Source organism: Pseudomonas sp. CFBP 8758 (genome assembly GCF_014841725.1).
GTDB lineage: Bacteria > Pseudomonadota > Gammaproteobacteria > Pseudomonadales > Pseudomonadaceae > Aquipseudomonas > Aquipseudomonas baltica.
The window spans coordinates 46,277-71,967 of the sequence record NZ_JACYUK010000005.1; the positions used below are offsets into that span (position 1 = coordinate 46,277).

Sequence of the window (25,691 nt, forward strand, 5' to 3'; positions counted from 1 at the left end):
GCTACCAATTTTTTTTCAGGTTCAACCCGCCCAAGCTCATGGCGCTTCTGGAATTCGCTCGATGCTCCAATCCTAACTGCTAATTGCTGTAGAACAGTCAGGGCAGGACATCGAGTGAACCCAAGTGCCCATCATGCAACAGGAAAATGCCCATTACCGTCACTGGTGACCTGCAGCTTCAGATGATGCTTATTTCCTTGGCTATCGATAGGAAAGACACTAAGGACATCGCCTCTCCCATACTGATGCGCCGAGACATCAATGATTCGTGCAGAAGTCACTTCACCGACAGCCGTATAGTCATTTACCCTGAACCGCACAACTCTGTGGGGTTCACCGATCGAGGTGTAAAGAATTTGCCGCGGCGGGGTGGGCTCATAAAAATAGTGAATTTTATTCCGGTCCGATTTTCGGATGGAGTAAAACCATCCGTCCAGAGCAATATTGCCGACAATACAACCGACAAACTTCATTGCGTAATGCTTCGGAATTTCGTTTTTAATTTTCGTGTAATACAAATCCACGTCAAAATCAGGATTACTGACGACTGTATCGACACGTCTAGAAACCCAGTCGGCCGTAGTATAGCTTATTGGACGCACCGGCCTTATATTCACAATACTTCTAAACTGCCCGCTAACAGGGTCATGTGTGCTACTGGCCGTGGTATAAACCACATCTGATCCTTTATGGATATAGGCAGCCAAGGCGCGTGGTTGGAGGTTTGTCGTGCTGAGCCAATAGGTGACCACTTGATAGCCCAGCCCCTGATCGCGCTCGTCAGTTGTTGAAGTTTCCTCTGCTACCTCACCCATTCCGGTTGACCGAATTACGCTCGTCATATCACTAGATAGTAGACATGGAGCATCTACCGATTCCACTGACGGTTGCAGGGCAGCGAAGTAAGAACCGTGGTAAATTTCATATTCTTCTCGATGTGCCGACCTGTAATCCGTGTCACTAGAAAGATCACTCATGGTCACTGCATCTATGAGCTTAAGATTTTTTAAATCATCGGCGGTCAAACTCACAATTACATTACTTGAGTCCCTGGCTTGCAATCGCACGTCGATCCTCACTTGCTGCCGCCCATTGGCGTACAGCGAGGCCGCCCCGGCTGCGACAGAATTTACATACACTTCGAAAAGTGTCAGGGATCGCCAAGCAGAGGCGCTCACGTTATTCCTTAACTTATTCATGACTACCTTACCTGCAATAGTGCCAACACGGATGTGTCAGCTCATCGTGTAAACGTCACACAAAGCGCCATGTCGAAGACTGTATGGCCGGCTTTAGACCGGGGGCATGTTTGCATCAACTCCCGGATCAACCATGCAGCAAGGCATTAGCGCCCTACTTACCCATTGGCTATCTTCAGTTCGAAACGTCCTTGGGTGCCGTCGCCGAAACTCAAGGCAATTTGGTGGTCATTCCCGTACCGATCCACAGCTTTAATGATGCACGGCCCCTTTTCCTGCAAGGCACTGTTTCGATCAAACGGTATGTTATTGCTACTTTGCAAGCTGAACGTAACGTACCCCTCCCGTGGACGACTGGCGTTCACCGCAGGCTTGAAATTGCCTAACTTGATATTGGTGTTGTAGATCAATGGCGCGGCCTGCCCAGTTGCTACAGGCTTGGCGTAACCCACCAACGATGCCCTTGTTGAGGTAGGATCGAGATCCGACCACTGGATCATACCGGCGGGCATCATATGCGCTGAGCGGAAATGGCAAAGGGCGCCGTTGAACAAGGCAATCAGGTGGTATTGGCGGATACCCACCTCCTCCGAACCTGACACTTGCTCAAGCTCAAATTGGTAATGTTGCGGTGCAATAAATTCCGGGATCTCCTCAATTGCACACTCCACTTTGGTATTGAAGCTGGCATGCTTGGCTGTGCTGTAATCGTAACGCACCTCCTTTCCTGCCTCATCCTGCATGATCCGGGTCATACTCAAATAAAACGTTTGGTGGCTCCTGGCTCGTCCAGCCTTGTTCATCAAATACAACCGGCGAGTAAGCTCGGGGTTGTCTCGGGCCTCGGATGATGCAAGGCGTGTAGCGCCCGGGTACCAATCATACTCATTCTCTACTCTTGAAAAACACCAGCCCTGAATATGGTTACCAGGCTCGCCCACGACTTCCGGCACGTCGACCACTGCGCCTTCATCGTTAAGTACGGACAGCCGAACGGTGGCCAATTCAGCAGGTGACAACGTGATGCCAGGGTCTGCTTTAAGTTTGATGGTGAGTTCGAGCTGCTGTCGACCATTAGGATACAATTTATTGACATTAAGCCCCGCAACACTGAACTTTTCCATCCACGCCCCTAAACCGGGGTCGGCCTTACTGGAATCATCAGTCATGACATCACTCCATTTATTTCAGTTATCTCGCAACGTTTAAACTAGCAGTCTTTCGCAACACGTCAATAACTATGATTATTCACAACGGCCTGTACTGAAAATTATTTAACATTCAGAAAATTCGATGAACAGCGTTGCGCTCTATTAAATAGCTCCTATGCTGCGTGTTTAAAGCACCTCTTTTCGAAGCACTTGCTTAGGGATATATGACCATGACAAACCTAAACTCGCTTACTGCGCAGCCACTCACTTTGAGCAACACAGTCTACAGTCAGGCCAGCAACTTCACGAGTGCAGTGAATACCGGGGTGGACGCACGCACAGGGTATTACACGCTCAATATTGCCTTGCCTTCCATGCAAGCCAATCGGCTCAGTGGTCCAGTGGTGTGCCCGCAGCTCCATTTCACTCCAACCGCAGGGGCCATGGACCACACACTGGGAGCCGGCTGGCACTGGGTCACCAGTGCACTGGACCTGGCTACTGGTGATCTGGTACTAAGCACAGGTGAGTCGTTCAAAGTGGACTGGCAAGCATCCGATCAAACGCCAGGCGGCCTGCTGGCATTCCACGATGTGAAGCTTAAGACTTTCCATGTCCGAAGAATGTCTACCACCGACGGTGAAGAAAGCTTTCGAGTGGAATACAAAACCGGTGACAGTGAGTGGCTGCAACAGCGGTCAGGCACCAGTATTGCCATCAGGACGCAGCAACGCAGCCATTTGGGTTACACCGCCACTTATCATTGGGAGCTGATCGACGACCACCTTCTACTGACCCATATCACCGACGAGCTGGCCACGGTTCTGCTGAGCATCGACCGACAACCGGATAAAGTTCACTTTACTCAGTTTCCGGGTACGCCAGAGGCTGCCGTCTACTCCATTGAAATTCTGGAGCAACAACTGCGCCTGTTCACCTTACCTGATGCCAGCCAATGGCAGTTCGATTATGCGACGTCAGATGGCCAGCTGGTCCCCATAAAAGTCATTGGTCCTTTGGGTAGCGAAGACTTGGTCACTTACGATGAGGGTGACGCTGGGCACCATCTTCCACCCGGCGCTCCGCTCACACGCATGCCAAGAGTCGCTTCGGTTGAGCACAAGCCAGGTCAGGAGCAACCTTCTGTTCTACGTACTTGGGAGTGGCTGAGTGACAACAATCACATGGGTGGAAATACGCTCCCCTCAGACGGTTGGAACAATGATCGCGACAACCTCTACTGGTTGCCGGCAGGCTATATCTACAGCTGCGCGGAAACGTTGTGGAATCTCAACGACCAGCCTGTCGAGGTACGCACGTTTACCTGGAACCGATTTCATCTTTTGACCAACGACGTCGTACAGCGGGGTAACAATACCGTCACTCGTATTACCACTTATCACCACACGGACCAGGAATGGGAATCGCAGCCAGCTTTCTGCCAACTACCATGGAAAGAAGAAACGACTTTCAAGGGGCCCGGCGGTGAACGTACGGAAACCACCCTGACAACTTACGACGAGTGCGGAAACCTGCTGACGCGTCAAGCACCCGATGGCAGTATCGAAACGAACACGTACTACGCCGCTGATGAAAGTGGGTTCGTACGGCGCCCTCACACGTCGACACTCACACCTGCCAGTCCAGCGCTCGGCGCGCTGCCCACCAGGAAAACCACCGTGTACGAGTCCCTGCCCCCTCGGCATCGAGACCCGGATGACATTCCTCATCCTATGCTCATCGGTGAGCGTACGGCACACCTTATAGATGGCAATGAAGCCGTCTTCACCGAGCTGACTCGGGTTTGGGAAACGGATGTCAACCATCCATTCTTCGGCAGGCCGACCTCGGAGACAGTCGTGCGCAACGGCGTAGCCCGCACCACAGCCTGGCTGAGAAGCATTGAGCAGGGAAACATCAAGGTCACGGAAACCATTCATGGCGATGGTGCTGTTTCGATCGACAGCACCACATTGCAGCACGGCCTGACGGGATCGACCTTGATCGAAACTGCCTCGACCGGTATGCAAACTCACTTTGCCTACGATGTACTGGGGCGACTGAGTGTCAGAACTGATGCGGCCAATAGCCCCTATGCTGTCACCACCTCTTACCGCTACTGCGTTCACCAAGAGGGCGAAACAGACGTCTACAAAGAGGAAATCACGATGGACGGCGTGGCCACCCGCACCCTGTTCGACGGGGACGGGAGAACCATCAAAGTCCTGCGCAAGAATACCGATACTACAGCCAGCGAGTTCAAGGTCGTCTGGACGGGCGCTTACAACGTCGAAGGATCACTGCAATCAGAGCTGACCCAAGACTGGTTGCGGGACATGGCCTTCCCTATCCGCCAGCAGGTAAACCGCTTTCTTGGTGACTGGGGAGAAGTGGCTAGCGAGTACAATCCTGACACCACCATCACCCGCACCGAGCATGATCCTATCAACCGCAGGGTCAAGAAGTGGCGCGAAACCGCTGATGGCGCGCCTGCGGGCAGCGTAATAACGACTCAACACCGGTCGGGCGCTGTAGAGCTGGCCCAATTCTTCGCAACAGACGGTAATCTGCTGCGTACGGAAAGCTGGCAGATCGACGGCTTTGGTCGTGCGGTGTCGCACAGCACTGATGCTGACGGGGTGCGGACCACATCGACCACCCAGTACGACGCACTTGACCGAGTTACCGAATTCCAACGCGCCGACGGCAACCGGGTCACGTGGGCCTACGACGGGTTCAGTGAAGAAAAACCTTCAAAAGTGACCCTTACGGCCATTGATGGCAGTCAGACGGTACTGGGAACGCGAACCTTCGATGCGCTTGGCCGGGCGACCCAAGTCAACTGCATGGGGCTCAGCCGTCATCAAGCTTTCATTGCAGGACAGTGGGAGCCGACAAGTAGCACTGACGCACTGGGGCAGACAACGACGTACACCTATGAGGCTGAACTGGGCAACCAGTTGCTGAGCGTCAGTAGAAATGGCGCTGCTGTGAACCGCTTTACCTACGCAACCCCCAATGGGCGACTGAGTGATGTTTTCGGAGGCATAGGGGAAATGCACCAAGGCTACACCCCCGACGGCCGCCCCCAGTATTCGGATTGGAAGGTCGACGGTCAGACCCTCCGTGTACAGGGAACCCAGTCTCTTGGCGGACGTCGCTCGACCGTGACGCTACCCGATGGCACCTTGCAGAATCTTAGCTACAACAGTGAGGGAAAGCTGCAAAGTCTCATCAGCGGTACAGGTGCGGCACACGTCGAGGTGCACCTCACCTACGATAGCCATGGCCGAGTCGCCCGTACCCAGACGTTCGCCAGCGGCACCCTGAGCCTTGATCAGCTGAACACTTACGATGACTTTGACCGCGAACTGACTCGCACCTGGCATTCGTCGTCCGCCGGCATTACGACTGAGAAAGTGCAAACGCTGACTTGGACGGGACGAGGCCAATTGGCCAGTCGCAGCTTTGTCGAGAACAACCGGCTGCTGAGCCAGGAACGGTATGAATACGACACCATGGGCCGACTTGTCCTGATGGAAGCCGAAGGACCGGAGGCACCGAGCGACTTGCGCACAGGTAGACAAATCGCACGTTGCGAATTCGTGCTTACTCCCCTGGATAGCTACTCTACAGTCACCACGACCTTCACTGGCGGCGAGGTGAACGTCATGAGCTTTACCTACGACAGCTGCGCACATGACCGACCTGTAATGATTATCCACCGTGGCGTGGATGACTGTGACATCGCACTGGAATGGGACGCCGCAGGGCGCCTTCGCGAGCAGCGGCGCAACGGCGAGGTCATGCGGGCCTTGCAGTGGAACGATGAGAGCAAGCTGGAAAAGGTCACCACTGCCGCAGGCAGCATCTCGTACGGTTACGACCCCATGGGCCGGCTTGCGTCGCAGACCGTCGGCGCGAGCCGGCAACTATCAATCTATAATGGCTCTGCGCTGATTGGCCAGATCTTGGCGAACGGCCAACAGGTTACTCTCGTCGGCAGTCAAAGGGCTCCTTACGCACAGAGCCATCTGGCCAGTGAGGTTCGCAAGGTGATGCTTTTGGGCGCCGACGCTCAAGGATCTGTGCGAATGGAGCTGGATCACGTGGCACGATCGATCAGCTACACGCCTCATGGTGCCGACGCCTCCGGCGCCGAAGGCTTGCTAGGATATGCGGGTGAACAACGCGACCGCTTCACCGGCCTCTATCATCTAGGCAGCTACCGGCCTTACTGCCCGGAGCTGATGCTGTTCCTAGCCCCCGACGATTCCAGCCCCTTCGGCGCAGGCGGGCTGAATCGCTACGCCTACTGCGGCGGCGACCCGGTCAATAACATTGACCCTTCGGGCCAAAGTTTCTGGAAATGGTTCGTTGTTGGCGTTGCGGTCGTTTTCGCGGTGGCTGCAACGGTGATAACCGCCGGAGCGCTCGCGGGTGCAATGGGTGTCGCCATAAGTGCTGTAGGGGCCAGCACCGCTGCGACTACGGGCGCCCTGACCATCAGTGCCGCAACCATCGCCGGCGCCGTAGGTGCCGTGGCGTTGTCGGCAGTGGGTATTGCGGCACTGACCGGAGCAGTCCTGGAAGTGGCCACGATAGGCACTGGAATTGCGGAGCCGATTCTGGAAGCACAAGGGAACGAGAAAGCTGCCGGCATCCTGGGATGGGTCACCCTCGGGCTTAGCATAGGGTCCGCAGTGTCCAGCGGGGTGGGCCTCTCCAACGTGGCCACAAAAGTAGCCAGCAAGGCGAACAGAATAGGGGCATTCGTCGGTAACTGGCAGTATCGACTGCAACACGCCGGGGGGCAATCCCCCGCCAGCAGAATCTGGGCAGAAGTCACACGCTCTGCACAAGAGTTCGCAACTACAACTCGGCAAGCCTTGACTTACTCGCCCACCCCTGTCCCGCTTTCGCCTGCAAGAGCAGTGTTGGACGCAGCGTTGACAGAGATACCAAATAATACACAACCCTTCAACCAAGCACTCAGGGGGGTCAACTCACGCCTCGGAAGTTGGGGTAACCAGGCACTGTCGACTCAACATGCTGAAAACTACGCGGACATTGCTCGGCAAGTCGCGAGCGGGGAAATCAGTAATGTGACAGGGCACTTGAACTCATCCAGGTTATGGTTCGAACGTGGAGGTGTCGACGGGGCTGTAGGGATGACTTTCAATTACGTCGGTGCGATATTGAATGCTGGCGCCGACGCCTCGAGCTACAGTACTGGCCGTTTTCTTCGAGGCGGGCGCCCATAGCGATACTGGGTTGACTGTCAGCCGTGATATTGCCCTGAAAACTCATGCACGGCGTTGATGAACGCGCCGGCATGCTCGGGATCGACTTCCGGGGTGATGCCGTGGCCGAGGTTGAACACATGGCCTGTGCCCTGCCCGTAGCTGGCGAGGATCCGCGCCACTTCGGTGCGAATCGCTTCGGGCTTGGCGTACAGCACGGTAGGGTCCATGTTGCCCTGCAGGGCGACCTTGTGGCCAACGCGGCGACGGGCTTCGCCGATGTCGCAGGTCCAGTCCAGGCCCAGCGCGTCGGCGCCGGCGTCGGCGATGCTTTCCAGCCACAGGCCGCCGTTCTTGGTGAACAGGATCACCGGCACCTTGCGCCCTTCGTGTTCGCGGATCAGGCCGCTGACGATCTTGCGCATGTAGGCCAGGGAGAATTCCTGATACGCCGCGGCCGACAGGTTGCCGCCCCAGGTATCGAAGATCTGCACCGCCTGGGCCCCGGCCATGATCTGGCCATTGAGGTAGCTGGTGACCGACTGAGCGAGCTTGTCCAGCAGCAGGTGCATGGCCTGGGGCTGGTCGTAGAGCATGGCTTTGGTCTTGCGAAAATCCTTCGACGAACCGCCTTCGACCATATAGGTGGCCAGCGTCCAGGGGCTGCCGGAAAAGCCGATCAGCGGCACCCGGCCGTTGAGTTCGCGGCGGATGGTGCTGACCGCGTCCATGACGTAGCCCAGATCCTGATGCGCATCGGGGATCGGCAGCGCTTCGATGTCGGCCAAGGTACTGACGACCTTTTTGAAGCGCGGGCCTTCGCCGGTTTCGAAGTACAGGCCCTGGCCCATGGCATCGGGGATGGTGAGGATGTCGGAGAACAGGATGGCCGCATCCAGCGGGTAGCGTTCCAACGGCTGCATGGTGACTTCGCAGGCGAACGACGGGTTCTTGCACAGGCTCATGAAGTCACCGGCCTTGGCGCGGCTGGCGCGGTACTCGGGCAGGTAGCGTCCGGCCTGGCGCATCATCCACACCGGGGTGACGTCAACGGGCTGCTTGAGCAGGGCACGCAGAAAGCGGTCGTTCTTGAGGGGAGTCATGTCAACATCCGGCAGAAAAGTATGAGGATTTTCGCAGAGCAAAGTACAACAAGCCACCGGCGAGGGCTGGGCGGTGGTCTGCGCAGCAGCACCACCCGGCCGCTTGGCTGAATCAGTCCTGCGTATCGCTGCAGCGACTCACCAGGGCGTCGATCCTGCTTTTGCACTGGTCCATGGCATGGGCGTGGCCCTGGCTCAGCTCGACCTGGCGCTGGCATAGATTGAGCGCGGCCAGCACCAGCAGGCGGTCGCCGATCAATGTCGGATGGCTGCGCTTGGTCTGCGCCAGCGTGCGCTCGAGCATGCCGAACGCCTGACGCAGCGCCTGCTGTTCGCCGGGCGGTGCTTTCACTGAATATTCGTTGCCCAGGATCGAGAAGACCTCAACCCCGTCGTCAAGGTTCATACCGCCGCCGCGGTAGCACGCTCGACCAGTGCTTGAATACGCGCGGTGGTTGCGCCCTGCTGCTCTTCCTGTTCAAGCAGACTGAGCTGCAGCGTGTCGTTGTCATCCTTGGCCTGGGCCAGCTCGCCGGCCAGCTGGGCATTGCGTTCGGCCAGTTCCCGGTTGTGCTTGACCAGGTCGTTTACCAGGCTTTCCAATTGATTCAGGGATGCTTCCAACATTTGCTATTTCCAACACTTTGTCAGGGGCGCGAACGATAAAGAAAAAACCTCGCCCGGGCCAGCTTTGATAGGACCCCGATGGACCCCCAAATCGCTGTTCGGTTCGTCCCGTTCATCGGTCTTCATCGCTTGAGCGTTCGCGATGACGCGCATCACCTGCGGCAATTTGTCCCCTTCAGACTTTTTACATTCGACCGATAAGCCGTGCAGCCCTTTCTTGTGTCGCACGGACGCGCCCTACCTTTCGGTAACCTCACATGTCTTTACGCAACATGAACATCGCCCCGCGCGCGCTGCTCGGTTTCTCCCTCATCGGCGTGCTGATGATCGTGCTCGGGGTGTTTTCCCTGGTCCAGATGAGCCACATCCGCGCCGCCGGCCAGAACATCGAGAACAACACCGTACCCAGCATCACCAGCCTGGACGAGCTGACCCAGCTGACGCTGCGCCTGCGTGTGCTGTCGTACCGCTTGTTGCTCAATCGCGAAGCCGAGATCCAGCAGAAAACCGTGCAGCTGTTCGACCAGCGCAACGAGCAGATCAACCAGGCCCAGGCCCGTTACGAGAAAATGATCTCCAATGACGAAGAGCAGGCGGCCTACGATGACTACAAGCGTTTGCTGGGCCAGTATCGCCAGCTCGAAGCTCGCATGAAGAGTTTCTCGGCCAACGGCCAGGTGGAAGAGCTGCGGACCATGCTCAACAGCGACATGCTGAGCAATTCCGAGCAGGTCAATGCCGTGCTCGAGAAACTGGTCAAGATCAACAATGTGCAAACCCGCGAGATCAATCAGCAAGCCGAGGATGAATACCGCTCGGCGTTCACCTGGGTGGTGGGCATGCTGATCGTGGCGACCCTGCTGACGTTCCTGTTTGCCTGGCTGTTGACCCGCAGCATCGTCAAGCCGATCGACCAGGCATTGGCCGCAGCCGAAGAAATCGCCGAAGGCAACCTGACCCGGCCGATCCATGCCGAGGGACGCGACGAAGCCGCGCGGTTGCTGCTGGCCATGCAGAAGATGCAGGGCAAGCTGCGCGATACCCTGCAGCGTATTTCCGGTTCGGCGACCCAATTGGCGTCGGCTGCCGAGGAACTCAACAGCGTCACCGACGAAGGTGCTCGCGGCTTGACTCAACAGAACAACGAGATCGAACAGGCCGCCACTGCAGTCAACGAGATGACCAGTGCGGTCGAAGAAGTGGCACGCAACGCCGTGAGCACCTCCGAGGCGTCCAAGGACGCGACCACGTCGGCCAGCGATGGCCGTGACCTGGTCATGGAAACCGTCAGCGCCATCGAACGCATGAGCAACGACGTGCAGAGCACCGCCGAGCTGATTGGCAACCTGGCAACCGAGTCGCGCGACATCGGCAAGGTGCTGGACGTGATTCGTGGCCTGGCCGACCAGACCAACCTGCTGGCGCTCAACGCTGCCATCGAGGCAGCACGTGCCGGCGAGGCAGGCCGCGGGTTTGCCGTGGTGGCCGACGAGGTCCGCGCGCTGGCGCACCGCACCCAGCAGTCGACCAGCGAGATCGAACGCATGATCGGCAGCATCCAGGGCGGCACCGAGCAGGCCGTGGACTCGATGCGCAACAGCACCGAGCGCGCCGAGTCGACCCTCAACATCGCCAAGGGCGCCGGTATGGCGCTGGAGACGATCAATGGCGCGATCGTGCAGATCAACGAACGCAACCTGGTGATCGCCAGCGCCGCCGAAGAGCAGGCCCAGGTGGCACGCGAAGTGGACCGCAACCTGGTGAACATTCGCGACCTGTCGGTGCAGACCGCTGCAGGTTCGGCGCAGACCACGGCAGCCAGCGGCGAACTGGCGCGCCTTGCAGTGGATCTGAACGGGCTGGTGGCGCGCTTCAAGGTGTAAGCACCGAGCGCCTGGACGCGTTCATTCATAGACACCGCGTGCACCGCCGACGCGGCTCGCGCCGCTGCTACAGAAATACCGCAATGCCTCGTCGTCCCGCCTCGACGCAGTCGTTCAAATGCACCGCAATACCTCGTAGCAGCGGCGCAAGCCGCGTCCGGCTTCGACGCAGGCGTTCAGAAACACCGCGACCCCCTGTAGCAGCGGCGCAAGCCGCGTCCGGCTTCGATGCGGTCGTCCGAAACCACGACTGACACCGCAATCGCACATCAGAACTCGATGCGCACATCTCCCTTCGGCACGCTGCAGCAGGACAGGATGTAGCCCTCGGCTTCGTCATCCTCGGTGATGCCGCCGTTGTGCTCCATCTCCACCTCGCCTCCCAGCTTGAGCACCTTGCAGGTGCCACAGATGCCCATGCCGCAGGCCTTGGGAATCATCATTCCGAGCTTGGAAGCCGCTGCGTGCACGGTTTCGCCCGGCGCCACGCGGATGCTCTTGCCGCTGGCGGTGAACTCCACCAGGTGCAGTTCCGAGACGTCCACTTCCGGCGCATCGGCCGCCTGCTCGGCCTGTTCCACGGCGTCGGCGCGCGCCTCGGGCGGCGTGGCGCCGAACGATTCCTCGTGGTAACGGGTCATGTCGAAGCCGGCGGCTTCCAGCAGGCGCTTGACCGCAGTCATGTACGGGGTCGGCCCGCAGCAATACACCTCGCGCTCCATGAAGTCGGGCGCGATCAATTCCAGCAGCTTGTGGTTCAGGTAGCCACGATAGCCCGACCACGGCTCACCCAGCCCATGCTTCTCGCAGATGATGTGCAGGCTGAAGTTGTCGACCCGCGAGGCCATGTGCTCCAGTTCGCGGTGGTAGATGATGTCCTTGGGCGAACGCGCACTGTGCACGAAAACCATGTCGACGTTGGCGTTGGTGTCGTAGAACCAGCGCGCCATCGACATCACCGGCGTGATACCGACCCCGCCGCTGAGATAGAGAATCTTCGGTGCCGGAAAGTCGATGGCATTGAATAGCCCGACCGGGCCATGTACCGCCAGCTCCTGGCCCTCGTGCAGGGTATCGTGCAACCAGTTCGAAACCCGCCCGCCCGGCACCCGCTTGATGGTGATGGAAAAGCTGTACGGCACCGACGGCGCGCTGGAGATGGTGTACGAGCGCATCACCGGCTGGCCTTCGATTTCCAGCTCCAGGGTCACGAACTGGCCTGGCTTGAAAAAGAACAGGATGGGCTGGTCGGCCATGAAGCAGAAGGTGCGCACGTCCCAGGTTTCCTGGATCACCTTGACGCAACGAACGATGTGGCGCCCATTGGCCCAGGTCTGGGTATTGACGGGCATCAGGAAGGGGTTGGACATGCTGGTCTCCAAGGTCGACTGCCGACTGTGCGTGCAGCGATTCTGCGGGTGCACCGCCACCGCCACATTCCCATCCGCGACATCCACATGCTCATGGCGACCAGCCCCATGCCGCCTAGCCTGCAGCGTCGGGAATGGATTTGGCCATGTCGCCCATGGATAAGGTTCATGGCGCGCCGAGTCGCACACTCCACCGCATCTGAACGCAGTTTCAGCCGCCTTGCGTCGACAACCGTAACAGCCACTTTTTTCGCGGCCACACTGCCTGGCCAAGAGGATGAACACGATGGATGCCACCACTACCCTGAGTCTGGGCGATCCGCTGGAACCCGCACGCAAGGCAACCGCCCAGATGCTGCAGGAACGCGAGCGTACCTTCTCGCTGCCGCAGCCGTTCTACAACGACGAACGCCTGTTCCAGATCGACATGCAGGAGATCTTCAACAAGGAATGGCTGATCGCCGGCATGACATGCGAGATCCCGGCCAAGGGCAACTACCTCACCCTGCAGATCGGCAGCAATCCGATCCTCGTGGTGCGCGGGGCCGAAGGGGTGGTGCATGCCTTTCACAACGTCTGCCGCCATCGCGGTTCGCGACTGTGCACCAAGGAAAAAGGCAAGGTGGCCAAGCTGGTCTGCCATTACCACCAGTGGACCTACGAGCTGGATGGCCGCCTGCTGTTCGCCGGCACCGAGATGGGCGCCGACTTCGACATGAAGCAGTACGGCCTCAAGCCCGTGCATGTGAAAACCTCAGGCGGCTACATTTTCATCAGCCTGGCGGAGAACCCGCCTGCGATCGACAATTTCCTCAGTACGCTGAACCATTACATGGAACCGTACGACATGGAAAACACCAAGGTCGCGGTGCAGACCGATCTGCTGGAAAAGGCCAACTGGAAACTGGTGCTGGAGAACAACCGCGAGTGCTACCACTGCGGCGGCGCCCACCCCGAATTGCTCAAGACCCTGCTGGAATGGGACGACGTCACCGACCCCCGCGCCGACCAGGCCTTCAAGGACCATGTGGCCGCCTCGGCTGCCGCCTGGGATGCCGAAAAGATCCCCTACGCCCACGCCAGCCACGGCCTGCGCAACCGCATCGTGCGCATGCCGCTGCTCAAGGGCACGCTGTCGATGACGCTGGACGGCCAGGTCGGCTGCAAGAAACTGATGGGGCGCATCAAGAATCCGGACCTGGGTTCGATGCGCATCCTGCACCTGCCGCATTCCTGGAACCACTGCATGGGTGACCACATCATCGTGTTCACGGTGTGGCCGATCAGCGCGCAGGAAACGGTGGTCACCACCAAGTGGCTGGTGCACAAGGACGCCGTGGAAGGCGTGGACTACGACGTCGCGCGGATGCGCCAGGTGTGGGACGCGACCAACGACCAGGACCGCCGCCTGGCCGAGGAAAACCAGCGCGGCATCAACTCCACCGCCTACCAGCCGGGGCCGTACTCGAAGACCTACGAATTCGGCGTGGTGAACTTCATCGACTGGTACAGCGAGCGGCTGCTGAGCAACCTGGGGGCGGAGCCTGCGGCGTATCTCAAGGGCGTGGCAGTGCACGAGTAATAGGCGCGCCCTTCGGCCGCGAAGGCTTGGTGCGGTAAACCTGACAGTGCGCGGCGCGCGTTTCGCGGCCGCGGACCGCTCCTGCGGAGCTGTGAGCACCAGTCGCCCAGCTCGGGATACATCCTGAAAAGATGCAATCTGGCGTTTGCCTGCCCAGGCATCCTATGGTCGCTGCCCAACAATAAAAGGGCGGCACCATGTCCTCTACTCCCGGCTTGCCATACGTTGCGGGCATCGATGGCCTGCGCGCGATCGCGGTACTTGCAGTCATCGTTTTCCATGTCGATTTCCTGCGCTTTCTGCCAGGAGGCTTCACCGGCGTAGACATGTTCTTCGTCATTTCCGGCTACGTGATCAGCCGCTCCCTGGCGCAAACGAGCGGCCTGCCGCTGCGCGCCTTCCTGCTGGAGTTCTACCAACGACGCCTGCTGCGCATTCTTCCGGCGTTATTGCTTGTGCTCACCGCCAGTGTCCTGATGTCGGCGTTGATCATTCCCCCGGTATGGCTCAGCAGCCAGAACGAAGACACCGGCCTGGCCGCATTCGTGGGGCTGAGCAACCTGGTTCTGGCCTGGCAGACCGACACCTATTTCTCACCGAAAGCTGAGTTCAACCCGTACCTGCACACCTGGTCGCTGGGCGTGGAAGAACAGTTCTATCTGCTATTGCCCACGGTCATCCTGCTCTGGCTGCGCTACCGCGAAAACAGCGTGATCGCGCGCTGCCTGCTGCCTGCCTTGACCCTTGCCTCGCTGGCCTGGTGCGCGGTGCAGACCCACGCCGCACCCTTGTCGGCGTTCTATCTGCTGCCCAGCCGTTTCTGGGAACTGGCCGCTGGTGCATTGCTGTTCCAGGCCATTGGCCAAGGCCGCCTGACTCGCCTGCAACCGTGGCATCGACAGGCGATGCTGGTGGCCGGGCTGGCGTTGCTGGCGGCAGGCTTCATCCTGACGCCGGCCGCACGCTTCCCGTATCCATGGGCGCTGGTCCCGGTGCTGGGCACGGTGTTGCTGATCGCCGCCGTGGTGCTCGGCAGCGATCGACCCGCAGGCCCGTTGCTGACGGTCTTGCAATGGCCAGCCCTGACGTACGTGGGGCGCCTGTCATATTCGCTGTACCTGTGGCACTGGCCCGTAGCGGTATTCCTGCGCTGGACCATTGGCCTGGAAGCACTGTGGATCCAGCTGGCCTACCCGTTGCTGGTGTTCGGCCTGGCAGCGGCGTCCTACCACTGGGTCGAAATGCCAGTGCGCCGTAGCGGCACGTGGTGGCATCGCCGTGCGGGCCTGTCGGTGTGCGGTGGGCTGAGTGCCATGGGGCTGTGCGCCGGGATTGCGGCGTGGACAATCCACTCCACCGAGCGTTTATCGCTGAGTACCGTGGCCGATAGCTACACCTGGCATGCCTACAGACACTACCCTCGGGAGCCGATCGAAAAGATCGACCAGCCGGGCCTGCACGGGCGCCAGCTTTTCGTGCTGGGCGACTCACACACCGCCGCCTACCGCACGATGCTCAACATCGTCTCGCTGCGATTGGGCATCGACGTGGTGGAATACGAACGCGGCGGCTGCGCGGTGGTCAGCCTGCTGAATGCCGATCCGCCCGCCTGCGCGACTTGGCAGAGCAGCGCGTTGGCCGATATTCAGGCACGCGCCAAGCCAGGCGATGTGGTGTTCCTGGCGTCCCTGCGCATGCCGGAGCTGGCGGGCCGCGATTGGCAGCAGGGCGAGGACGCAATCTTCGAACAAGCACGCGGCGAGCGCACTGTGCAACACGCCCAAGCGGCCCGCCAGGCCGCCGACGCCGTGCTCGAACCGCTGCAGGCGGCGGGCTTGACCGTACTGATCGACGCACCGTCGCCGGTCTTCAAGGCCCCGGCGAACCGTTGCTCGGATCCATTCAACCGAATGAATCCGATCTGCACGCCCGGACTGAGCGTGGAACACGACCGGATAGTGCAGCTACGTGCGCCGCAGATGCATCTGCTGACGATACTGACCCGCGAATACCCGGCGCTGAACGTCTGGGATCCGTTGCCGATCCTTTGCCCGGGCAACACCTGCTCGGCCTACGACTCGAACGAAACACCACTCTTCGCCGATCCCGACCACCTGAGCGGCCACGGCAACCGTGTGCTCGAACCCTCTTTCACAGCGCTTTTGATACACCTCTACGCACCCCTGCGAACGCGATGACGCACCCGGCACGGCAAGCTGAACGCGGCCTGCATCGCCGCTACAGTTGTGCGCAGCGTTGATACCGTGGGTGTTCATGGCTGGCTGCCGGGCGATCAGAGATAAAGAGGGAAATCTATCCGAGCAAGGCAGGACAGCATGTCGCCCCTTCGAAGCATCTCCGATCAACTCGCCATCCATGCCCGCACCCCGGCACTGGTGGTGTCCGACCCCCGTGGCCTGGCCGTACGTACCGTCGGTTATTACCGACGCGAAGCCGACGTCCCTGCCGAGCCCCGGGTCAGTGCCCAATGGCATGACCACGCAGGCCGTCCTGTCAGCCAGTGGGATCCGCGTCAGTTCGAGCATTTCCAGAGCGGTGTGAGCGAGACGCCGAATCAAGCAACGGTGTTCAGTCTGTCGGGCACGCCCTTGCAGCAGAACAACGTGGATTCGGGCTGGAAAGTGATGATCAACGATGCTGACGGGCTTTCGAGAGAAAGCTGGGACAGCCGAGGTACTTGCGTACGGTCGATCTACGATCAGCTCATGCGCTTGAGTGCCGTGAGCGAAATCGACGCCCAAGGCCATGAGCGAATCGCAGCGCGGCAAACTTATAGCCCCGTGGATTCAGAACAAGCAGCGCTCAACCGGTGTGGCTTGGCCTACCGGCAGGATGATGACGCGGGCAGCCTGTTCGCTGACGCGTTCAGCATTATCGGGCAGCCATTGGTCACTACACGAAAGTTTCTTGCTGAGACTCTTCTGCCCAACTGGCCAGAAAGTGTCACGGCGAGGGACGCCTTGATGGAACCTGGTCCGGGAGCTATCAGTTGCCTGAGCCATGACGCCTTGGGGAGCGTGCTGCGAACTACGGACGCCGCGGCTCACACTCAGCACCTGACCTATGACCTGAGCGGTGCTCAACGATCCTGCAGCCTGCGCAACCCCGCTGGCATGCAGACCACTCTGCTTGCTGAGATCGAGTTCGACGCTGCCGGTCGAGCGGTGTCACAGATCGCAGGCAACGGCGTTATCACGCGTCGTAATTACTCAATCGAGGACCAGCAACTTTTGCGCCTGCGTACCTGGAGAGAGGATGGTACAACGCTGCAAGACCTGACCTACACCTACGACCCCCTTGGCAACATTCTGGCTATCGCGGATGCAGCGCAACCGGTCAAACACTTTGCCAACCAGCGTACCGACCCGATCAACCGGTACGCCTATGACTCTTTCTATCAACTGATTAAAGCCACAGGCCGCGAGACCCTCGATAACGACGCTTTCGCCCCTGGACTTCCAGACTTGCTACCGATCTCCAGCGACCCAAGCGCAATGATCAATTACTGTCAAAGCTTCCGCTATGACACTGCCGGTAACCTGCAGGAGTTACGGCATGTGAACGGTGTTCGTAACCGCACCCTGCGTATGAGCGTCGCGACGCGGAACAATAGATCGCTGCCTGAGCGTAACGGCGAACTTCCCACAGAGGCTGCCTTGCGCAACGGCTTCGATCCCAACGGTAACCTGCTGGAGCTGCAATCCGGGCAACCGCTGACCTGGAACGTGCGCAACGAGTTGCAGGCAGTGACCACGGTGCAGCGCGATGACGCCGTTAATGACGACGAACGCTATATCTATGACGCCTCTGGACGACGGGTGCGCAAAATCCTCAGCCAGCAGCGACGAGCCACTACAGCATTGCAGGAAGTACGCTACCTGCCAGGCTTGGAGATCCGCACCCAGAGCAATGGTGAGCGCCTGCATGTGATCACTGCACAGGCCGGATGCAACAACGTGCGCGTGTTGCACTGGGTGGCAGGCAAGCCGCAACAGATAGCGAATGATCAAGTACGCTACAGTCTGGACAACCACCTTGGTTCGTGCACGCTGGAGCTCGACGGCACCGCGCAGCTACTGAGCCGTGAAGAGTATTATCCATTCGGAGGCACTGCCTGCCGCGCAGCACGTAGCGCTGTAGAAGCCCAATACAAAGTGATTCGCTATTCGGGCAAGGAGCGGGACGCGACGGGTCTGCATTACTACGGCTTACGCTACTACGCGCCGTGGCTGCTGCGCTGGATCAACCCGGACCCCGGCGGCGATATCGATGGGTTGAACCTGTACCGGATGGTGAGTAATAACCCTATCGGGTTGCGCGACATCGACGGCCTTGTTGGCGCTGGATGGACAACAGTTCTTGACGCGATGCAGTCAAAATCCAGCCGAATCGCACGCCGCAGCAAGGAAGCCAGTGTCGAGTACGAAAGCAAACGCAACATGGGGTATCGGCGCAGCGCAGCGGTAGGGGTGCTGAAAGATGTGCTGGATATAGTCGACCGCAAGGTGAACACCCTTGAGCAACAGGTGAACGCGGAAGAAGGCAGTGGTGCATTGGTGGCTGCGGGCGGCAAACGTGTTGCAGCGGTCGTCATATCCAACTTCGGCTCGTGGCTCGGGGGGACAGCCGGTACTGCGCTGGGCGCCGGCTTTGGCGGAGCCGTTACCGGGGGTGCCGGGGCGATCCCTGGAGGAATAGCCGGCGGCATTATGGGAGGAAAACTCGGCGGCGTACTAGGCGATAAAGCCGCCGAGAAACTTGGGCTTGGCGGTTCGGTCAACCTCCATAGCAGCGATTTGAACGCGGCAAAGATCCATAGATCTGCAGGGGCTGGGGGAGATCGCATTCCTGGAAAACTGATCGACAAAATCAAGAGCTACAACCCTGCCGATGCTCACGGGCGCGAGCACTTGGCCATAGAAGGCACGAAAAAAGTGCTAGGTCTTGTACACCCGGCGGCCGCTTACCTGCCTGACACTGTCAAGGTGCTCCACGAGATCTACAAGGCTGAACAGGGCAAAGCTCCCGATAAACTTGGCACTATCATCGAAAACGGCAGAGGGTTGATCGCTTCGCTCGATGTTGACCTCCAGCAAATAGATGCCATGCGCACATCCGATAGCGACGTGCTCATTCCCGCAGCATTCTCCAAGCTTGCGCGGATATCGAGCGATACGACCATGAGCGGACTGCAAGCTCGGGTTCGCGATACTCAAGCGCGGATAGCTTCGGTTATTGACCGGGTAACACTGTTACGCGAGTCGAAAACAGGGTTCAGTCAGCAGGTAGCGGCATAGCAGCTCAATCAACACAGAAATATTGACGTAGCGCAAGCGCGGCTACAGCCGCACCACCCCCTCCTCGATCAACGCCTTGAGCACCGCCTGAGCGCCCTCTTCGGCGCTCAGGCCCTTGAGCACCTGCCCTCCTCCGCCACTGGCCTTGGCCGTGGCGGCCTTCATGCGATCCGCGCCGCTCTTGGCCTTGATCACCTTCAAACGTTTGGGCCGGGGCTTGGCCGGCTGCAACTCGGCGCTGTCGAACAGTTCGTCGTTGATTACCTCCACCTCATCCACCGGCAGCCGTCCGCGCTGCGCCGGGCCGTAGGCGCTCTGCCGAGGCTTGGGTGCGGCATTGTCGACGGTGGCCAGCAACGGCAGCCGCACCTTGAGGCGCCGCCGTTGGCCTCGGGGCAAGGCCTGCAGCACCTGGGCCACGCCGTTGTCGATGGACTCGACCTCGGCCAGGCCAACGATCAACGGCCAGCCGAGTTTTTCCGCCAGCAGAAAGGGCAACATGCCCGAGCCTTCGCCGGTTTCGGCCTGGGTACCGGTGAGCACCACGTGCGCACCGGCCGCTTGCAGGTAGTCGCACAGGGCCGGCAAGGCATCGGCGCCTTGTGGCTGTTCGAGCACGTGCAGCTGTTGCAGGCCCATGCCCAGGTACGCGCGCAACGCAGGCTCGGCGACATCGCCGGCGTGCAGTACCTGCAGGTCATCTCCGGCCAGTTGCAGGCCCAGCTCCACGGCGCGTGAATCCTGGTCTGCGCGCCGGGGGCGGCCGGACGTCGGGTGGGCGCCGATGGAAACGAGGGTGATGACCTTGGTGTTCATGGCTGTGTCTCTCTCATCGTGGCGCCCATCAGGCGGCATCGCGCTTGGCTTGGTTGCGATAGGCCTGGATGGCGTCGATCAAGGCATGCATGATCGCCTGCCCGTCGCCGATCACCGACAGGTCGGCACGCTTGACCATGTCGCAGTTGGCGTCGAGGTTGATGGCAATGACCTTGTCGCAACCACCAATGCCTTGCAAGTGCTGGATGGCACCGGAAATGCCCACTGCCACGTAGACCCGCGCGGTCACCCAGGTACCACTGGCGCCGACCTGTCGGTCGCGCAGCATGAAACCATCGTCCACCGCCACCCGCGAGGCACCTTCGGTCGCACCCAAGGCCTGGGCCGTCCGGTGGAACAGTTCCCAGTCCTTGACCCCATTGCCCCCCGAGAATATGAATTCCGATTCGGCCATGGGCACGGCCGCCGGGTCGACTGCTACCGCACCGAGGTCTTCGATGCGCGGCAGGCTGCGCGCCGTGGCTGTGGACAACGCCACCGGCAGCGCTTCGTGACGAGTCTCGTCAACCGGTTCGGCGCACTCGGCGGCCGCCAGGATCAAGCGCGGCAGCGGTCGGGCAATGTCCTGCTGGCCGGCACCGGCACGGCTGATGCACTGGCCGTCCTTGACCTGCCACACACGTGTGGCGGGACGTTCACCCTGGCAAGCGGCAAAACGCCGACCCAGCTCGCCACCGCCGGTACGGCTGTCGGGCAGCAGCCAATGGCGTGGGCTGAACTGATTATCCACCGCGCGCAGGCCGTGGATTCGCTGTTCCGGCGCATAACCTTCGAATTCGCCGCCTTGCAGAATCAACAGCCGGTCGACGCCTGCGCTATCGAAAGCGTGTTCCTTGTGTTCGCCGAAGACGATGGCCAATACCGCGCCGCCCCCCGCTGCCAGGCGATGAGCCAGGCCCAGCACGTCGCGGTCGTGGCTGCTCAGGCGGCCGCCGACCATGTCCGGCACCACGGCGATGTAGAATTGGGGCACCGCCACCTGGTGCAAGGGCAGCTTGACTTCCACGGCTGCCGAACGCTTGCTCGCGCCGCCCTGCTGGGCGCCGCTGCGGTCGATGCGCTTGATCCCGTTGGCGCCGATGAAACCGATGCCGTGAGGGTTCTTGCGCATGACGCCATTGGGCCCCATCCACGCACTGGCCTGAGGCTGCAGGGCACTGTGCAAGGGATGCAGGCGGTTGCGGGCGATCCATTCGGCCCGCGGATCACGACGGATGAGGTCACTCATCAATGCACCTCCTCGACAACTTCACGTTTGGCCGGTGCGGGCCTGGCGGGGGCAACACTGTCCTCGACCAGCGCCTCGGCGACCAGTTCGGCGATGTCCTTGACCAACGGCCGCGGTTCCACCACGCCTTCGAGCATGGCGGTGCACTGCGGGCAGCCCACGGCCACGACGTCGGCCTGGGTTTCGCGGATGTCTTCCATGCGCATGTCGGGAATGCGCTGCTTGCCGGGTATGTCGGTGATCGGCGCGCCGCCACCGCCACCGCAACAGCGGGAACGGAAACCCGAGCGCTGCATTTCCTTGACCTCGATACCCAGCGCCTTGAGCACATCGCGCGGGGCCTGGTACTCGCCGTTGTAGCGACCCAGGTAACACGGGTCGTGGTAGGTCACGCTGCCGCCCTTGTGCTGCCCCAGATGGAGCTGGCCGGCGGTGACCAGTTCGGCCATGAAGGTGCTGTGGTGCAGCACCTGATAGTTGCCGCCCAGCGCACCGTACTCGTTCTTCAACACATGGAAGCTGTGGGGGTCGCAGGTGACGATGCGTTTGAAGCCGTACTTGGCGAGGGTGCCGATATTGCGCTTGGCCAGCAGCTGGAAGGTGGCCTCGTCGCCCAGTCGCCGCGCCACGTCTCCGCTGTCGCGCTCTTCCAGGCCGAGCACGGCGAAATCGACCTTGGCCGCTTTCAGCACTTTGACGAAGGCGCGCAAGGTGCGTTGGTTGCGCATGTCGAAGGCGCCGTCCCCAACCCAGAACAGCACGTCGATGGTTTTGCGCTCGCTCAACAATGGCAGGTTCAGGTCGGCGGCCCAGTTCATCCGGCCACCGGGATTGAAACCGCCGGGGTTGTCGGTGGCGATCAGGTTGTCCAGCACTTCGGCGCCCTTGTTGGGCGTGGCGCCTTTTTCCAGGGTCAGGTGGCGGCGCATGTCGACGATGGCATCGACGTGCTCGATCATCATCGGACACTCTTCCACGCAGGCGCGGCAGGTGGTGCACGACCACAGGGTGTCGGCATCGACCAGGCCATTGACGATAGGCTGGTGCGGGTTGCCGGCGTGTTCGCCAATGGCCTTGCCAGGATAGGGGCTGCCGGCGAAGTTCGCATCGGTGCCACCGGCCAGGCCTACGACCATGTCCTGAATGAGCTTCTTCGGGTTCAACGGTTGACCGGCGGCGAACGCCGGGCACGCGGCTTCACATTTGCCGCACTGCACGCAGGCATCGAAGCCCAGCAGCTGGTTCCAGGTGAAGTCCTTGGGTTTTTCCACGCCCAGCGGCGCAGTGGGGTCGTTCAGGTCCAACGGCTTCAGGCCGGTGGAGCGACCACCGCCAAAGCGTTCGGCGCGGCGGTGCCAGGCCAGGTGCAAGGCGCCAGCGAAAGCGTGCTTCATCGGCCCGCCCCAGGTCAGTCCGAGAAACAGTTCCGACACGCCCCACAGCACGCCGATGCCCAGCACCGCAGCCAGTACCCAACCGCCGAAATTCATCGGCAAGATACCGGCCACCGGCAAGGTGGCGATGAAGAAGGTGGCCGAGAACATCAGCAGGCTTTTCGGCAGGCGCATCCACGGGCCCTTGGACAGGCGCGCGGGCGGGTTGCGGCGGCGGGCATAGACGAAGCAGGCACCGACGAACATCAGCGCGGTGGCGAACAGCAGCGCATAGCCAAGCATGCGATTGTGCAGGCCGAAGCCATGGACCAGCACCGCCAGCACCGCCGCCAGCACAGCGCCACCGGCCGTGGCGACGTGGGTGTTGGCGATGTACTTGTCGCGCGCGACCACATGGTGCAGGTCGACCATGTAGCGCCTGGGCATGGCCAGCAGGCCGCCCAGCAGGTCGACCTGGGATGGCCGACCGCGGCGCCACATATTGATTCGCCGCACGGCGCCCAGAACAGCCAGGGCCAGGGCGGCGAACAACAGGATGGGAAGCAGTGTATTGAGCATGGTGAAGCCTCTGTGGACCCTCGTAGGAGCGGTCATCGGCCGCGAAACGGTCACTGCGCTGTATCAGGTACACCGCAGTGATCCCTTCGCGGCCGATGACCGCTCCTACGGGAGCAGGGTCAAAAATCCTTGCACAGGCGCAGCGCGTCGTAGATCGCCGCGTGGGTGTTGCGCTGGGCCACGCAGTCGCCGATACGAAACAGCAGATAGTCGTCGCCCGAAGTACTCAACGACGGCTGCGGCTGGATCGCGAACAAGGCGTCGATGTCCATCTGGCCCTTGTTGCGCGACCCCTGCTTGAGCGCGTAGTAGAGCTGTTCGTCGGGACGCACGCCGTTCTCCACCACCACTTGGTCGACCACGCGTTCTTCCTTGGCGCCGGTGTATTCGTTCTCCAGCACGGCCACCAGCTTGTCGCCTTCGCGGTAGACCTTGTCCAGCATCATGTCGCCGGTCATGATCACTTCCTTGGGGTACATGCTGCGGTAGTAGGTGGGGAACGACGTACCGCCGATGGCCACGCCCGGCTTGATGTCGTCGGTGACGATCTCCACCTGGCTGCCCTTGTCGGCGAGGAAGTCGGCCACCGACATGCCGGTGAACTCGCAGATGGTGTCGTACACCAGCACGTTCTTGCCCGGTGCGACCTTGCCGTCGAGCACGTCCCAGCTGCTGACCACCAGGCCCTCTTCGGCGCCCCAGTGCTCGTTCTGTTCCAGAAACGGGTGGCCACCCACCGCCAGCACGACGATGTCCGGGCGCAGGTCCATGATGGTATCGGCATCGGCAGCCGTGCCCAGGCGCAGGTCGACCTTCAGGCGCGCCAGTTCCAGCTGGAACCAGCGGGTAATGCCAGCGATCTGGTCACGCTGCGGCGCCTTGGACGCAGTGGTGATCTGCCCACCGATGAAGTCCTTCTTCTCGAACAACGTCACGTCGTGGCCACGCTCGGCCGCCACGCGCGCGGCCTCCATGCCGGCAGGCCCTGCGCCGACCACCACCACCTTGCGCTTCACGCCGGTGGACTTTTCGATGATGTGCGGCACGCCCATGTATTCACGCGACGTGGCCGCGTTCTGGATGCACAGCACGTCCAGCCCCTGGTACTGCCGGTCGATGCAGTAGTTGGCGCCCACGCATTGCTTGATCTGGTCGATCTGGCCCATCTTGATCTTGGCGATCAGGTGCGGGTCGGCGATGTGCGCCCGGGTCATGCCGACCATGTCGACGTAGCCGCCTTCAAGGATGCGCGTCGCCTGGTTCGGATCCTTGATGTTCTGCGCGTGCAGCACCGGGATGTTCACCACCTCCTTGATCCCTGCCGCCAGGTGTAGGAACGGCTCGGGCGGGTAGCTCATGTTGGGAATGACGTTGGCCAGGGTGTTGTGGGTGTCGCAACCCGAGCCCACCACGCCGAGGAAATCGAGCATGCCGGTGTCGCAGTAGTACTTGGCGATTTCCTTCATGTCCTCGTGGCTGAGGCCATCGGGATGGAATTCGTCGCCGCAGATGCGCAGCCCCACGCAGAAGTCGTCGCCGACTTCCTTGCGCACGGCCTTGATCACCTCCATGCCGAAGCGCATGCGGTTTTCGAAGCTGCCGCCCCACTCATCGGTGCGCTTGTTGACCCGCGGGCTCCAGAACTGGTCGATCATGTGCTGGTGCACCGCCGACAGCTCGACGCCGTCCAGGCCGCCGGCCTTGGCGCGGGCCGCAGCGCTGGCGTAGTTGCCGATCACGCGCCAGATCTCTTCAGGCTCGATGGTCTTGCAGGTGGCGCGGTGCACCGGCTCGCGGATACCCGAGGGCGACATCAGGGTCGGCCAGTGCTCGCCGTCCCAGCGCGAGCGCCGGCCCATGTGGGTGATCTGGATCATGATCTTGGCCCCATGCTTGTGCATGGCGTCGGCCAGGTTCTGGAAATGCGGAATGATCTTGTCGGTGGCCAGGTTGACCGATTTCCACCAGCCCTGGGGGCTGTCGATGGCCACGCTGGAGGAACCGCCGCAGATGGCCAGGCCTATTCCACCCTTGGCTTTCTCTTCGTAGTATTTCACGTAACGATCGGTGGTCATGCCGCCGTCGGTGGCGTAGACCTCGGCGTGCGCGGTACTGAGCACGCGGTTGCGGATCGTCAGCTTGCCGATCTGGATCGGCTGGAACATCGCTTCGAAAGCCATGACGGTTGATTCCTCGAC

Annotated in this window: 15 protein-coding genes and 1 pseudogene; 6 read left to right on the forward strand and 10 right to left on the reverse strand. The window is 60.6% G+C overall.

The features are described 5' to 3' along the window. Positions 1–131 precede the first annotated feature (131 nt). Both IFT75_RS12025 and IFT75_RS12030 read right to left on the reverse strand, forming a co-directional pair. Positions 132–1,199 carry a hypothetical protein gene (locus IFT75_RS12025; protein ID WP_192054977.1) on the reverse strand — a complete coding sequence of 356 codons (1,068 nt, stop codon included), beginning with the start codon at positions 1,197–1,199 and terminating at the stop codon, positions 132–134. A 158-nt stretch (positions 1,200–1,357) separates the two neighbouring features. Further along, positions 1,358–2,368 carry a hypothetical protein gene (locus IFT75_RS12030; RefSeq protein WP_192054978.1) on the reverse strand — a complete coding sequence of 337 codons (1,011 nt, stop codon included), beginning with the start codon at positions 2,366–2,368 and terminating at the stop codon, positions 1,358–1,360. A gap of 212 nt (positions 2,369–2,580) precedes the next feature. On the opposite strand from IFT75_RS12030, the gene IFT75_RS12035 reads away from it, so the two are divergent. Next, a complete protein-coding gene (locus IFT75_RS12035; protein WP_192054980.1) occupies positions 2,581–7,614 on the forward strand; it encodes an RHS repeat-associated core domain-containing protein in 5,034 nt (1,677 codons plus the stop codon). A gap of 17 nt (positions 7,615–7,631) precedes the next feature. Here IFT75_RS12035 and hemE read toward each other — a convergent pair whose 3' ends face one another. The 3 genes from hemE to IFT75_RS12050 form a co-directional block, all read right to left on the reverse strand. Next, positions 7,632–8,696: a uroporphyrinogen decarboxylase gene (gene hemE / locus IFT75_RS12040; protein ID WP_185794776.1), complete on the reverse strand. Its 1,065-nt coding sequence runs from the start codon at positions 8,694–8,696 to the stop codon at positions 7,632–7,634. A 112-nt stretch (positions 8,697–8,808) separates the two neighbouring features. Continuing rightward, entirely contained in the window at positions 8,809–9,102 is a 294-nt protein-coding gene (locus IFT75_RS12045) for a cell division protein ZapA (protein WP_122479777.1), read from the reverse strand. Further along, entirely contained in the window at positions 9,099–9,323 is a 225-nt protein-coding gene (locus tag IFT75_RS12050; protein WP_185794775.1) for a hypothetical protein, read from the reverse strand. Before IFT75_RS12050 ends, IFT75_RS12045 begins: the two co-directional genes overlap by 4 nt. Before the next feature lie 272 nt (positions 9,324–9,595). Here IFT75_RS12050 and IFT75_RS21655 point away from each other — a divergent pair. Then, positions 9,596–10,351, forward strand: a pseudogene (locus IFT75_RS21655) (MCP four helix bundle domain-containing protein); the annotation flags it as partial. After that, positions 10,343–11,206, forward strand: a complete 864-nt coding sequence (locus tag IFT75_RS21660) for a methyl-accepting chemotaxis protein (protein ID WP_446731071.1) — start codon at positions 10,343–10,345, stop codon at positions 11,204–11,206. The pseudogene IFT75_RS21655 and the gene IFT75_RS21660, both read left to right, overlap by 9 nt. Positions 11,207–11,475: 269 nt before the next feature. Here IFT75_RS21660 and gbcB read toward each other — a convergent pair whose 3' ends face one another. Beyond that, positions 11,476–12,576 carry a glycine-betaine demethylase subunit GbcB gene (gbcB, locus tag IFT75_RS12060; RefSeq protein ID WP_122480122.1) on the reverse strand — a complete coding sequence of 367 codons (1,101 nt, stop codon included), beginning with the start codon at positions 12,574–12,576 and terminating at the stop codon, positions 11,476–11,478. Between the two features lie 286 nt (positions 12,577–12,862). Between gbcB and gbcA the strand changes: the two genes are divergently transcribed. The 3 genes from gbcA to IFT75_RS12075 all read left to right on the forward strand — a co-directional run bounded on the left by gbcA (position 12,863) and on the right by IFT75_RS12075 (position 19,476). Further along, positions 12,863–14,158 (forward strand): glycine-betaine demethylase subunit GbcA, encoded by a 1,296-nt coding sequence (gbcA, locus tag IFT75_RS12065; protein ID WP_122480123.1) that lies wholly within the window; start codon positions 12,863–12,865, stop codon positions 14,156–14,158. A gap of 197 nt (positions 14,159–14,355) precedes the next feature. Next, the gene (locus tag IFT75_RS12070) at positions 14,356–16,356 is read left to right on the forward strand and encodes an acyltransferase family protein (RefSeq protein WP_192054983.1); all 2,001 of its coding nucleotides are present in this window, start codon (positions 14,356–14,358) and stop codon (positions 16,354–16,356) included. A gap of 138 nt (positions 16,357–16,494) precedes the next feature. After that, entirely contained in the window at positions 16,495–19,476 is a 2,982-nt protein-coding gene (locus IFT75_RS12075; RefSeq protein WP_192054984.1) for an RHS repeat domain-containing protein, read from the forward strand. 42 nt (positions 19,477–19,518) lie between these two features. Here IFT75_RS12075 and etfB read toward each other — a convergent pair whose 3' ends face one another. The 4 genes from etfB to dgcA form a co-directional block, all read right to left on the reverse strand. Beyond that, entirely contained in the window at positions 19,519–20,292 is a 774-nt protein-coding gene (gene etfB, locus IFT75_RS12080) for an electron transfer flavoprotein subunit beta (protein ID WP_192054985.1), read from the reverse strand. Positions 20,293–20,320: 28 nt separating this feature from the next. Then, positions 20,321–21,541, reverse strand: a complete 1,221-nt coding sequence (gene etfA / locus IFT75_RS12085; protein ID WP_192054986.1) for an electron transfer flavoprotein subunit alpha — start codon at positions 21,539–21,541, stop codon at positions 20,321–20,323. Further along, positions 21,541–23,493, reverse strand: coding sequence for a dimethylglycine demethylation protein DgcB (gene dgcB / locus IFT75_RS12090; RefSeq protein WP_192054987.1), 1,953 nt, complete (start codon positions 23,491–23,493; stop codon positions 21,541–21,543). Before dgcB ends, etfA begins: the two co-directional genes overlap by 1 nt. 119 nt (positions 23,494–23,612) lie before the next feature. Beyond that, a complete protein-coding gene (gene dgcA, locus IFT75_RS12095) occupies positions 23,613–25,673 on the reverse strand; it encodes a dimethylglycine demethylation protein DgcA (RefSeq protein WP_185794768.1) in 2,061 nt (686 codons plus the stop codon). Positions 25,674–25,691 lie beyond the last annotated feature (18 nt).